Below are 12,712 nucleotides of genomic sequence, written 5' to 3'. Positions count from 1 at the left end.
ATACCGACGGCTCACCCGCTTTCGCGAGGCAGGAGGAGGTGTGGCGGGTGGGCTCAGGCCGGCGACTCCCAGATTTCCAGCTGAATGCCGTCCGGGTCGCGCAGGTAGGCCCATTTGGAACCGATCAGGGCACCGGAATCGAGAGTGACGGGCGGGGCGTTGAACACCGCGCCCTTCTCGGTCAGGTCCCGGTATGCCGCGTCGAGGTCCGACACCTCGAGGCACACGTGGGCGCTGCCGACATCGCCATTGCTGCGGTCGAAGTCGCGCCCCTCCGGGTGGTGGTATTCGAGGAATTCCAGGCGGGTGTTCCCGATCATGATCATCGAGAAGGCCAGGGCTGCATCCTCGACCTGGACGCTGCGGGAGAGAGCCTCGCCAGATCCCTCGCTGACGGGGCCCGGAGCGAGCCCGAACATCCGTGAATACCACTCGAACGAACGTTTCATGTCGCGCACCGTCACTCCGACGTGGTGCACGCCGAGAACCTGGAAGGCCATCTGACTCTCTCCTCTGCGTCCCCGCAGCGCTGCGGGTGGCGGTCGTTTGTTGTCGCTCGATTCACATTCTGCTGCGTCTGATGTGATCTGTACAGTGTCACTACACAGGTGTGCACAGTCAACGGTCACCGGATCGGGGGGGAATGCTTGCCCGCGCTGTGCCTGCGGAAAATAGATCGCACCCAGGCCCGCTGCGAGCCATTCCGAATTGTTACCGGCAACCACTTGTGAACAGCCCAGGACTTTTGTAAAGTGACGCTCAACACACACCGCGTGACATCGATGTTGCCCGGTGAGAATTGTTGGGAGAAAGCATGATCGACGCAACGGTGCGTGAGCCCGCGAAGCTACTCAGTTCGCGGCTTGTCGTCTCCAAGGGATTCGTCACCGTCGGCGTATCCACGGTTCTGCTCTTCGTCGTCTGCGCCCTGGTCGCTCCGACGAGCGTCTCTGGCGGGGCCGTGCTCGGGATGATCCCGTTCGCCGCGGTCCTCGCGATCGTCGGCCTCGGCCAGATGCTCGTCGTGCAGCAGGGCGGCATCGACCTCTCCATTCCCGGCGCAGTGTCCCTGGCCATCGTGATCGTGAGTCACGAACCCGATGGCGACAACAGCCGGCTGCTGCCCGCGGTCATCCTGGCCCTGGCATACGCGATCGGGGCGGGCCTGCTCAATGGCTTCATGGTCGGCCGTCTCGGGCTCAACTCGATCATCGCCACCCTGGGAACGAACGCACTCCTCTTCGGGGCCGTCCTGGGCATTTCCGGCGGCACGCCGCGCAGTACCACCAGCCTGCTGGCCGGAATCGCCGGCGGCCTGACCTGGGGCATCCCGAACTCGGCCTTCTTCGCTCTCGCCGCGCTGGCGATCGTGACCGTCGTGGTCAAGCGCACCGTCGCCGGGCGGCGTTTTGAAGCCGTCGGGGCGAACCCGCTCACTGCCCGTGCGACGGGCCTGCGCGTGACGATCCATCAGTCCCTGGCTTTCGTGTGGGCGCAGCTTCTGTACTGCCTGGCCGGAATCCTGCTCGCCGGCATCACCAACCAGCCCACCGCGTTCCAGGGCGACGCATACCTGCTGCCGGCGGTCGCGGTCGTCGTCCTGGGCGGGACCTCCCTGCTCGGCGGCCGCGGGTATCCGATCGCCACGGTGATCGCGGCGTTGTTTCTCAGCCAGCTCGACCAGTTCGTGCTGTCGCTCGGCGTGCCATACGCGGTGCGCACCCTCGTGCAGGCGGCGGCGCTCGCCGTGGGCGTTGCGCTGTACACGGTGGACTGGGCGGCGTTCCGCCAGAGGTTCATCCGCAGATCCCCCCGGATCGGCACCCCGGCATGACGCAACACACCGGGGACAAGGTTTTCGACGGAGCGGTCGAAATAGTGCGACAGAGGCGTCGCTCTCACAATGGAGGAAAGTAAACATGAAACGTCCCAAGAGTCTCGCAATGCTCGTCATGTCCCTCGCCGCCGCGTCGCTGGCGCTCGCGGGTTGCAGCGGAACGTCATCCAACTCGGGCTCCGGCTCGACGGCGGATGCCGGAACCTCTGTGGCAGGAGCACCGTCCTGGTGCGGTCCCAAGAAGATCTCCCTCGGTCTTCTCGACGGCTTCGGCGGAAACAGCTGGCGCCTCGTGACCACCGCGGCCGGTGCCGACGAGGCCAAGCTGTGCCCGAGCGTCACAAGCTATGAATACGCCGACGGCCAGGGCGACACCCAGAAGGCCATCTCGGACATCCAGGGCATGGTCGCCAAGGGCGTCAACGCGCTCGTCGTCTTCCCGGACGCCGGCCAGGCGATGCTGCCGGCCCTGCGCAGCGCGTACAAAGCGGGCGTCGTGACCGTTCCCTACCGGGTCGACCCGGGCGGCAAGGACGGAGTGGACTACGACGCCTGGATCGGCGCGGACTTCGTGACCGACGGCAAGAACTGGGGCAATTGGCTCAAGACCAACCTTCCCGACGGCGGCAACATCCTCTTCATCAGCGGCCCGAAGGGCAACAGCCAGGCGGTCGACGAGCTGAAGGGCATGAAGACGGTCATCACCGACTCGAAGTACGTCTTCATCGGTGAGACGCCCGAGGTCACGAACTGGGACCCGGCGCTCACCCAGCAGGTGCTCACCGCGGACATCGCGAAGTACCCGAAGATCGATGCCATCGTCTCCGACTTCGGTCCTTCGCTCGTGGGGGCCCTCCCGGCCTTCGCGAAGAGCGGACGGTCCGTTCCGGCCATCGTCACCTCTGACGGAAACTCCCTCGGGTGCTTCTACGCGGACAACAGCGCGACCAACCCGGACTTCAAGCTGATGACGGTCGCCACCGGAAACGACAACGTGCGCCTCGCCGTCGACTACGCGGTCGCGAAGGCGACCGGCGGCGTGCTCCCGACCGACACGGTCTTCAAGGCCCCGGCCTTCGAAGACTCCGTGAGCGGAAAGCCGAGCACGGTGCAGTGCAAGAAGGACCTGCCCGGTGACATCTACCTCTCGGCGAAGATGTCGCCTGAGGACCAGGCGGCCCTGCTCAAGAAGTAGGCCAACCGGTGCCGCCGTCGGGTCGGTCGCGACTGTCGCGACCGACCCGGCGGCTGGTTCGTTTCCCCACATTGCACAGACAGGAAAAGGTCAAACTGTGAACAACCAGGACACCGTCGACGTGACGACGCCGGACAAGGTCGAGCCCGCCGCCCCCGCAACCCTCGTGATGTCCAACATCTCGAAGCTCTACTCCGGCGTCGCGGCCCTCTCGGACGTTTCCGTCGAGATCCTGCCGGGCGAAGTCCACGCCATCCTCGGTGAGAACGGCGCGGGCAAGTCGACGCTGATGAACGTGGCTTCGGGTACTGCGCAGCCCGATGGGGGCAGCATCACCTTCGAGGGCACCCCGATCGGCGTGCTGACACCGGCCATCGCCGTGCAGCTCGGAATCGCGATCGTCCACCAGCATCCCGCAGTGCTCCCGGACATGACCGTACTGGAGAATCTGCAGGTCGCACTGCCCGCCGAGGTCCTCTCGTCCGGCACGTCGCTGGAAGCCACCGCGACGGCGCTGCTCGCCGACGCCGGCCTGAGCGTGCACCTTCAGGATCGCGTGGAACTCCTGTCCGTCGCCCAGAAGCACCTCCTCGAGATCGCCAAGGCCCTTGCCCTCAAGCCGAAACTCCTCATCCTCGACGAACCGACCGCGCCCCTCGGCCAGGCATCCGTCGACCTCCTGTTCGAACGTGTGCGCCGGTCCGTGTCGAATGGAACGGCCGTGGTCTACATCACCCACCGCCTGGCCGAAGTCCGCGAACTCGCGGACAAAGTGACCGTGCTGCGGGACGGCCGCGTGCGGGGCAGTGCACGGGTGGTCGACATCACGGATGACGAACTGCTCGCGATGATCGTGGGACGCAAGCTCGAATCGACGTTCCCGCCCAAACACATCAGCTCGCCGGACGACGAGGCGAACTTCTCGATCAACGGGCTGAGCGGCTCTGGATTCGCGAACATCTCGATCAGCGCTCGTCCTGGCGAGATCATCGGCATCGCCGGGGTCGTCGGAAACGGCCAGAGCGAATTGATGCGCGCCCTCGCCGGTCTCGACTACTTCACGGGAACGGTCGCCATCGCAGGCACGACCCTGAACTCCCGGCAACTCCTCCAGGAGGCGGCATACATGCCCGCCGACCGGCACCGCGAGGGCCTCCTGATGTCCCTCTCGGTGCGCGAGAATGCCGCCGTCTCTGCGCTGGCGAAGTTCAAACGAGGCCCACTGCTCAGCCGCAAGCGCGAGCTGGGCACCGTCGCCGAGACGCTCGGTTCGCTCGCGGTGAAGGCCGCGTCGATGGATTCGGTCGTCTCCTCCCTGTCCGGCGGCAACCAGCAGAAGGTGGTCCTCGCGCGGGCGCTGCTCTCCGAGCCGTTGCTGGTCGTGGCCGATGAGCCCACACAGGGCGTCGATGTGGGTGCCCGGGCGGAGATCTACCGGATCCTGCGCGAGGTCTCGGCCTCCGGCATCCCCGTCGTGGTCGCGTCCTCAGACGCCAAGGAGCTCGAGGGTCTGTGCGACCAGGTCATCGTGATGTCGCGGGGGCACGCTCTCGAGGTGCTCCAGGGTGCTGCGATCAGCGAAGAACGCATGATCCACGCCGCCGTCCGCTCGACGACCCGATCCGTGTCTGTCGTCGCGGATGCCGAGGCCTCGAAGCACTCCGGGCTTCGTCGTTTCCTGCAGGGCGACTATGCGCCCGCGGTGCTCCTGGTCGGTGTCATCGCCCTGCTCGGGTCGTTCCTGTTCAGCCAGAACGCCCGCTATCTTTCCGACTTCAATATCTACTCTGTACTCACCCTCGTCACAGCCCTGGGCTTCATCGCCCTCGGTCAGACCATTTCGCTCCTGATCGGCGGCATCGATCTCTCCGTCGGGCCCCTGGCCGGGTTCCTCGTGGTGATCGGGTCGTTCTTCATCAACGATGACAAGTCCGTGCTGATGATCGTCCTCGGCGTCGTGCTGATGATCGTCGTGGCGGCGGTCGTCGGCGTGGTCAACGGATCGTTGATCAGGTTCGCCCGGTTCACCCCCATCGCCGCCACCCTGACCGTGTACATCGCGTTGCAGGGATTCAGCTTCCTGCTCAGGAGTTCCCCGGACGGGTACATCAACTCGACGGTGACCGGAATCATCGGGTCGCAGCTCGGGCCGGTTCCCGTTGCCTTCATCGTGCTGGTCGCCGCGACCCTCGTGACCGAGTACTGCCTGAAGAAGCGACGCTGGGGCTGGCGGCTGCGAGCGACGGGGTCCAATGAGGAATCGGCGCGCAGGAACGGCATCAACATCAACCGGACCGTCGTGCTCGCCTACGTGGCGACCTCCCTGTTCGCGTTCGTCGGGGCCGTGATGCTGATGGCGCAGATCGGGGTTGGCGACCCGGCCCAGGGCGTCGGGTACACGCTCACGAGCATCACCGCGGTCGTGCTCGGCGGAACGAGCCTGCTCGGCGGCCGGGGTACCTTCATCGGCACGCTCCTCGGTTCCATCCTGCTTGTCCAGGTGCTCAATGCGACGTCGTTCCTCGGGCTGTCCCAGATGTGGCAGTACCTGTTCCAGGGGCTGCTCATCCTGGTGGCGGCGATCGTCTACTCGGTCGCACGACGCAACAACAAGCGCAGGAAGACGTCCTTCGCGCTGAGGTAGGCCGCAGGGGCCCTGGTCCCTGGGACGCAGAACCGCCGGGCACGAATCGTGCCCGGCGGTTCGTCGTGCCAGAGAGGCATCAGTCCGAGGCGCTGAGCCCTCGCGTGATCTCGGCGATGGCCGACCAGTCGAGCGGTGCGAGGTCGGGATCGGCGAGCGCACGCTCGAACATGTCGCGCAGGACGGGCGCCGTCGAGAGCACGACGCCGCTGTCGGCAGCGGCCCGTTCCGCGAGGGACAGGTCCTTGAGGCCGAGCCCGACGGTGAAACCGGGCGGACTGTATGCCTTGCGGGCGATCAGGCTGCCGTAGCCCGTGTAGACGCTGCCCGTGAACGCGGCATCCGTCAGGATCTCGACGAAGGTCAGGCCATCGACGCCACCGTGTTCGACCAGGGTCAGCGATTCTGCGAGGGCCTGGAGGGCGTGGATGAGGGTGTAGTTCGCCCCGATCTTGACCAGGCTCGCCGTGCTCGGTCGCTCCCCGACGACCCAGGTGCGCTTGCCGATCGCATCGAGCCAGGGCTGCGCCCTGGCGGTGGCGCTCTTCGTTCCCGCAGCGATCACGTTGAGTTTCCCGGCCGCCGCCACGTTGGACCGGCCGAGCACCGGAGCGGCCACATACTCCACTCCGGCGAGGGCGTGCCGCTCGGCCAGCCGGTCCGTGGCGTCGACGCTGAGGGTGGCGCAGTTGATGTGCAGGGTGCCGGCCGGTACGCCCGCGAGGGACTCCGCGCTGAAGACGGCCTCGGCGGCCTCGTCATTGGCGAGCATGGAGATCACGGTTCCGACGCCGAGGGCGTCGGCGATGGAGGCCGCCCGGGTGGCGCCGGATGCGACGAGGGCGTCCGCAGCACCGGGTGACCGGTTCCAGACCCGCACCGAATGACCGGTCTCGAGGAGGCGGCCCGCCAGGGCAGAGCCCATTTCGCCGAGGCCGATGAAGCTGATGTCCGACATGCGCTCACGCCTTCCAGATCGTCTTGAGGTTGCAGAATTCCCGGATCCCGGCCGCGGCCAATTCTCGTCCATAGCCGGAGTCCTTGATCCCGCCGAAGGGGAGTTCCGGGTAGGACACGGTCATGCCGTTGATGAAGACGGCTCCGGCGTCGAGTTCCCGCGAGAACCGGTCCTGCTCGGCAGGGTCGGCGCTCCACACCGCCGAGCTGAGGCCGAACCTCGTCCCGTTGGCCAGGGCGATCGCCTCGCTCGCCGACGACACCCGGTAGACGGATGCGACGGGTCCGAAGGCCTCCTCCTGGTGGAGCCGCATGCTCCCGGTGATCCCGGTGAGCACCGTCGGCGGGTAGAACCAGCCCGGCCCGTCCGGTGTGGTGCCTCCGACGACGGACGTCGCACCGTGGGCGACGGCGTCGTCGACGAGTTCCGCCAGCTCGTCCCTGCCGCTGCGGGTGGCGAGCGGGCCGACGTCGGTGGAATCGAGAAGCGGATCGCCGACCCGCAGGGCGCGCATCCGCTCGCTGAATGCGGCCACGAATTCGTCGAAGACGTCGGCGTGCACGATGAACCTTTTCGCGGCGATGCAGGATTGTCCGCTGTTTCCGGTGCGGGAGGTCGTGGCCACGGCAGCGGCGGCGTCGATGTCCGCGCTCGGCATCACGACGAACGGGTCGGAACCGCCGAGCTCGAGCACGGCTTTCTTGATGCTCTCGCCCGCGGTTCGGGCGACCGAGCGGCCGGCCGGCTCTGAGCCGGTCAGGGTGACGGCCTTGACGCGCGGATCCGCGATCACCGCGGCGACGGCCGATGCGTCGATCAGCAGGGTGGAAAACGCGCCGGCCGGGAACCCGCCCCTGGTGAACAGGGTGTCGAGGTACAGTGCCGACTGCGGCACGTTGGAGGCATGCTTGAGCACGCCGACGTTGCCGGCCATCAGGGCCGGTGCGGCGAACCGGATCACCTGCCACAGCGGGTAGTTCCATGGCATGACCGCCAGGACGACGCCGAGCGGTTCGTAGCGGGCGAAGGCCGAGCTCGCGCCGACCGTCGACGGATCGGCCAGCGGCTCGTCGGCGAGGAACGATTCGGCGTGCTCGGCGTAGAAACGCATGTTCTTCGCGCACTTCTGCACTTCGGCGCGTGCCGACCGCAGGGTCTTGCCCATCTCCGTCGTCAGCACGACCGCGACCGCCTCCACCTCTGACTCGAGGATCTCGGCCGACCGGACCATCCAGGCCGCCCGCGTGGCGAAGTCGGTGGAGCGCAGGGCGGAGACAGCGTCCTCCGCCCGGGCCAGGGCCCGCTCGACGTGTTCTGGCGAATGGGGCTCGAAGCTCCGCTCGGTGATTCCCGTGGTGGGATTGACGGTTGCGATGGCCATTGGATCTTCCTCGATTCGAACGGAATTCGGTACAGGCCGCCGTGTCGGACCGGGGCTTCTTCGCTCCAGCCCGAGGCACACCCGGTCGCTGTGTACAGTTTCAGTGAACACTACCGCGAGATATCGGCCGGCTCAACGTGATTCCCTCGCGATCGCAGCATCCGCTTGACAAGCACAACCCCGCTGAGTTGAATGTCAAGCAACACCTTGTGCAGTGAGACTGTACAAAATAGTATTACTGCGAGACCCCGGCCCCGGCCGGACACCAGACTTCGTACTGCAAAGGAGCAGAACACGTGGGCACTCGACTCGCCGAAAAGACCGTCGTGGTCACCGGGGGCGCATCCGGAATCGGAGCCGCCATCGCCAGGGGCCTGGCCGCCGAAGGCGCCAACGTGATGATCGCCGACCTCGACCTGGCGGCAGGCCAGCGAATCGCGGACGACATCGTCGCCGGTGGCGGCGCGGCGGCGGCAGTTCAGGCGGACGTCACCGACCGCGCGGCGGTACGGTCCGCCATCGAGTCGACCGTCGCCCGTTTCGGCCGCCTCGACGTCTACTTCAACAACGCCGGCATGAACTCGCCGATGCGGTTCCTCGACATCACCGAACGGAACTTCGAGACCGTGATGAAGGTCAACGCACTCGGCGTGCTGATCGGAACGCAGGAGGCCGCGAAGCAGTACATCGCCCAGGGCGGGACCGGCAAGGTGATCAACACCGCGTCGATCGCCGGCCGGACCGGCTTCCCCAACTTCGCACCGTACAGCGCGGCCAAGGCGGCCGTGATCTCCCTCACCCAGGCTGCGGCACGTGCCCTGGCCCCCGAGGGCATCACCGTCAACGCGTTCGCGTCGGGCGTCGTCGCCACGCCGCTCTGGACGAAACTCGACGCCGAACTCGCCGAGATGGGCGCCGGTGACTCCGGCTTCGACTCGATGGCCGGCGACATCCTGCTGGGACGGCCCGCCGTGCCCGAAGACATCGTGCCCACCGCGGTGTTCCTCGCGGCGAGCGATTCCGACTACATCACGGGTCAGGTCATCCCCATCGAGGGCGGCATGATCCTCGTCTGATCCGCACAGCCCGCCCCACCGACATCCTGCACGACACTCAGCAAAGGAATGACACGACCGTGACCACAGCCACTTTCGGAACCAACGCCGTCGACTGGGAGGAACGCATCCAGTTCGATCGCCTCCGCACAGACAGGCTCGCCAAGCTCCGGCGCGAGCTGGCCACCTCCGACCTCGGGGCCGTGCTCGCCTTCGACTTCTCCAACATCCGCTACATGTCGTCGACGCACATCGGCACCTGGGCCATGGACAAGCTGATCCGCTTCTCGCTGCTCACCCGGCATAGCGACCCGATCGTCTGGGACTTCGGTTCCGCGGCCAAGCACCACCAGCTCTACAACCCCTGGCTGCAGACCACGACGGCCGAGGCGGATGCCGACCCGCACGCCCCGCACCACGGCGCCGTCAGGCCGCGGGCCGAGAACGGCGCCAGGGCCGGCATCTCCACCCTCCGTGGGGCCTTCCACCCCGACGCGGGGATCGCAGAGGGCGTCGCCAAGAAAATCAAGCGCGAACTGGAGAAGTTCGGCCTGCAGAACGAGCCGCTCGGCGTCGACGTCATCGAGCTGCCCATCCTGATGGCCCTGCAGAAGGAGGGGATCCGGGTCGTCGACGGCCAGCAGGTGTTCCTCAACGCCCGGGCGGTCAAGACCGGAGACGAGATCGCGCTGCTCACGCAGGCCGCGTCGATGGTGGATGCCGCGTACGAATCCCTCTATGAATTCCTGCGGCCGGGCGTGCGCGAGAACGAGGCCGTCGGTCTCGTGTCCAAGGTGCTCTACGACCTCGGGTCCGAGTACGTCGAGGGCGTGAACGCCATCTCGGGCGAGCGCTGCTCCCCGCACCCGCACGTCTTCTCCGACCGGCTGATCCGGCCGGGCGACCCCGCCTTCTTCGACATCCTGCACAGCTACCAGGGCTACCGCACCTGCTACTACCGCACCTTCGCGGTCGGGTCGGCGAGCCGGGCGCAGCACGACGCCTACAAGATCGCCCGCCAGTACATGGACAGGGCGATCGCGCTCGTGCGCCCGGGGGCCACCACCGCCGACATCGTCAAGGTCTGGCCGACCGCCCAGGAATTCGGTTTCCCCGACGAAGAGGCCGCCTTCGCGTTGCAGTACGGCCACGGCGTCGGCCTCTCTATCTGGGAGAAGCCGATCTTCTCCCGGCTTGTCTCCCTCGACCACCCCGAAGTGCTCGTGGAGGGCATGGTCTTCGCCCTCGAGACCTACTGGCCGTCCGCCGACGGCATCGGGGCGGCCCGCATCGAGGAAGAAGTCGTCGTCACCGCCACCGGGTGCCAGGTGATCACCAAGTTCCCGGCAGAGGACCTGCTCGTCGCCGGCCAGCGCTATTACAGCGTCGGCGGACCGTTGTCCCTCGTGCGCGACTCCCAGTCGCACCTCAACACCGCCGCCGGTCGCGGCGAAGCCGAGTAGGGCGCTGATGCGCGCCGCCGTCTACCACGCCGATCACGATGTCCGCCTCGAGGAGGTGCCCGTGCCCGCCCGGGCTCCGGGCGAAGCCCTGCTCGAGGTGCTCCGCAGCGGCATGTGCGGAACGGACGCCACCGAGTGGAAGGCCGGCCCGCTGACCTTCCCGGTGCAGCACCGCCACCCCGTCACCGGCCAGGCCGGCCCGATGATTCCCGGCCACGAATTCGTCGGGAAGGTCCTCGAGGTCGACGAGTCGAGTCGCTTCTCCGTCGGCGACGTCGTCGCGAGCGGTGCGGGAGTGTCCTGCGGCGTGTGCGATCGGTGCGTGGAAGGCCGCACGAACCTCTGCGACCGGTACTACACGCTGGGGCTCAACACCGACGGCGGCATGGCCGAGTTCGTCTCCTGCCCCGAGAGCACGCTTGTCCTCGTTCCCGAGGGACTCTCGATCGACCTCGCCGGCCTGGCCCAGCCGCTCGCCGTCGGCCTGCACGCGGCCCGCCGGTCCGGGGTGCGTGACGGCGACCGGGTGGTCCTGATCGGGGCCGGGGCGATCGGTTCCTTCGTGCTCGCCGGGCTGAACTCACTCGTGTCTGCCGAGGTGACCGTCATCGACTTCCCCGGCGCGCGCCTCGAACGGGCCCGCCGCCTCGGTGCGACACGGGTGGTCGAGGCGGGTGCGGATGCCGTAGCCCGCGTCGCCGAGGCCATCGGGCCGTTCGGTGCTGACGTCGTCATCGAGGCCAGCGGAGCACCCGGGCAGCTGAACAACGCCCTCTCGATGGTGCGCAGGGGCGGCACTATCCTGCAGGTCGGCCTGCCGTCCACGGAGCAGTCCGTGGACATCCATGCGCTCGTCATGCGCGAGATCACCGTTCAGACGACCCTCGCGCACGTCTGCGGCACCGACCTCGCCCCGGCGCTCGGTATTCTGGCGACGACCACTCTGGGCACCGAACTCCTCGACTCTGTCCTGCCTCTCGACGACCTCGCCGAACAGCTCGAGCGACTCGCGACGGGCCGGCTCGAGGGCAAGGTTCTCTTCGATCCACGACAAGGGGCAGCAGTATGAAGGCAGCAGTTTTCCACGGCGCGCACGACATCCGCATCGAAGAGGTGGACGGGCCGCCGCCCCTCGGCAGCCTGGACGTGCTGCTGCGGCCGTACTGGTGCGGCATCTGCGGCACCGACCTCCACGAATACGCCATGGGGCCGATCGTCATTCCCTCGCACCCGCATCCGCTCACCGGCGCCACCGCCCCGCAGATTCTCGGGCACGAGTTCTCGGCGGAAGTGCTCGAGGTGGGTTCGGGCGTGCGTTCGGTGCGCGTCGGCCAGCGGGTATCCGTAATGCCGCTGCTGTTCTGCGGCAGCTGCTACTACTGCCGCCGCGGCCTGAACCACCTCTGCCAGTCGATGGCCTGCGTCGGCCTGAGCTTCGCCTCCGGCGGGATCTCGGAACTCGCGGTCGTCCCGGCCAGCCACGTGAGCGTACTGCCCGATTCCGTCACCGATCTCCAGGGCGCCCTCGTCGAACCGGGAGCCGTGGCCGCCTACGGAGTCGACACCGCGCAGGTGCGGCCGGGGGACACCGTGCTCATCACCGGCGCCGGTCCGATCGGCGCGCTCGCCTCCCTCTATGCCTCGGCGCTCGGTGCCCGCGTGTTCATCTCCGAGGTCAACCCGACCCGTGTCGCGCTCGCGCGGAGCCTGGACGTCGGCGAGGTGATTGATCCGTCCAAGATCGACGTGGCCGCCTGGGTCAAGGATCAGACCGAGGGAATCGGTGTCGACGCGGTGATCGAGTGCTCGGGTAACGAGCGAGCCCTCCAGACCGCCATCGCCTCGGTGCGCTCGGCCGGGCGCATCTCGCAGACCGGCCTGCACACCCGGCAGGCGGCCATCGACCCCATGGTGCTCTCCGAGCACGACATCACCCTCGCAGGCACCTGGTGCTATCCGGTCACGGACTGGCCGCGCATCATCGACCTGATCGCCCGCGGCCGGTACCCGGTCGAGAAGGTCGTGAGCGCGCAGATCAGCATGGCGGATGTCGTCGAGAAGGGCTTCGAGACCCTGCTCTCGCCGACCGGCGACCAGGTCAAGGTCCTCGTCAACGCTCGCTGACGTCCATCCGCGCTGACCTTCATTCACGCTGGCGCACGCACCCCGCGCGTCCCGC

At 67.4% G+C, this 12,712-nt stretch carries 10 protein-coding genes; 7 read left to right on the top strand and 3 right to left on the bottom strand.

Annotated elements, in window-relative coordinates; genetic code table 11:
- Positions 1-53 precede the first annotated feature (53 nt).
- A complete protein-coding gene (locus E3O44_RS09770; RefSeq protein WP_134534541.1) occupies positions 54-500 on the bottom strand; it encodes a VOC family protein in 447 nt (148 codons plus the stop codon).
- A gap of 314 nt (positions 501-814) precedes the next feature.
- Between E3O44_RS09770 and E3O44_RS09765 the strand changes: the two genes are divergently transcribed.
- From E3O44_RS09765 to E3O44_RS09755, 3 genes are all read left to right on the top strand, one after another.
- Positions 815-1,834: an ABC transporter permease gene (locus tag E3O44_RS09765; RefSeq protein WP_134534540.1), complete on the top strand. Its 1,020-nt coding sequence runs from the start codon at positions 815-817 to the stop codon at positions 1,832-1,834.
- 85 nt (positions 1,835-1,919) lie between these two features.
- Positions 1,920-3,032 carry a substrate-binding domain-containing protein gene (locus E3O44_RS09760; protein ID WP_134534539.1) on the top strand — a complete coding sequence of 371 codons (1,113 nt, stop codon included), beginning with the start codon at positions 1,920-1,922 and terminating at the stop codon, positions 3,030-3,032.
- A 97-nt stretch (positions 3,033-3,129) separates the two neighbouring features.
- A complete protein-coding gene (locus E3O44_RS09755) occupies positions 3,130-5,676 on the top strand; it encodes an ATP-binding cassette domain-containing protein (RefSeq protein ID WP_241976209.1) in 2,547 nt (848 codons plus the stop codon).
- A 79-nt stretch (positions 5,677-5,755) separates the two neighbouring features.
- On the opposite strand, the gene E3O44_RS09750 is transcribed toward E3O44_RS09755, so the two are convergent.
- The gene (locus E3O44_RS09750) at positions 5,756-6,634 is read right to left on the bottom strand and encodes an NAD(P)-dependent oxidoreductase (protein WP_241976207.1); all 879 of its coding nucleotides are present in this window, start codon (positions 6,632-6,634) and stop codon (positions 5,756-5,758) included.
- Positions 6,635-6,638: 4 nt separating this feature from the next.
- Positions 6,639-8,015, bottom strand: a complete 1,377-nt coding sequence (locus E3O44_RS09745) for an NADP-dependent succinic semialdehyde dehydrogenase (RefSeq protein WP_134534537.1) — start codon at positions 8,013-8,015, stop codon at positions 6,639-6,641.
- Between the two features lie 296 nt (positions 8,016-8,311).
- Between E3O44_RS09745 and E3O44_RS09740 the strand changes: the two genes are divergently transcribed.
- From E3O44_RS09740 to E3O44_RS09725, 4 genes are read left to right on the top strand one after another with little or no spacing between them, the layout of a single operon-like run.
- Positions 8,312-9,091 carry an SDR family NAD(P)-dependent oxidoreductase gene (locus tag E3O44_RS09740; protein ID WP_134534536.1) on the top strand — a complete coding sequence of 260 codons (780 nt, stop codon included), beginning with the start codon at positions 8,312-8,314 and terminating at the stop codon, positions 9,089-9,091.
- 59 nt (positions 9,092-9,150) lie between these two features.
- A complete protein-coding gene (locus tag E3O44_RS09735) occupies positions 9,151-10,533 on the top strand; it encodes a M24 family metallopeptidase (protein WP_134534535.1) in 1,383 nt (460 codons plus the stop codon).
- A 7-nt stretch (positions 10,534-10,540) separates the two neighbouring features.
- Positions 10,541-11,602 (top strand): zinc-dependent alcohol dehydrogenase, encoded by a 1,062-nt coding sequence (locus E3O44_RS09730; RefSeq protein ID WP_134534534.1) that lies wholly within the window; start codon positions 10,541-10,543, stop codon positions 11,600-11,602.
- Entirely contained in the window at positions 11,599-12,657 is a 1,059-nt protein-coding gene (locus E3O44_RS09725; protein WP_134534533.1) for a 2,3-butanediol dehydrogenase, read from the top strand. Before E3O44_RS09730 ends, E3O44_RS09725 begins: the two co-directional genes overlap by 4 nt.
- Positions 12,658-12,712 lie beyond the last annotated feature (55 nt).

This window comes from Cryobacterium algoricola, assembly GCF_004402485.1.
Classification (GTDB): Bacteria; Actinomycetota; Actinomycetes; order Actinomycetales; family Microbacteriaceae; genus Cryobacterium; species Cryobacterium algoricola.
The sequence above is the reverse complement of the archived record's forward strand: the minus strand, read 5'-3'. Positions and strand labels throughout refer to the sequence as shown.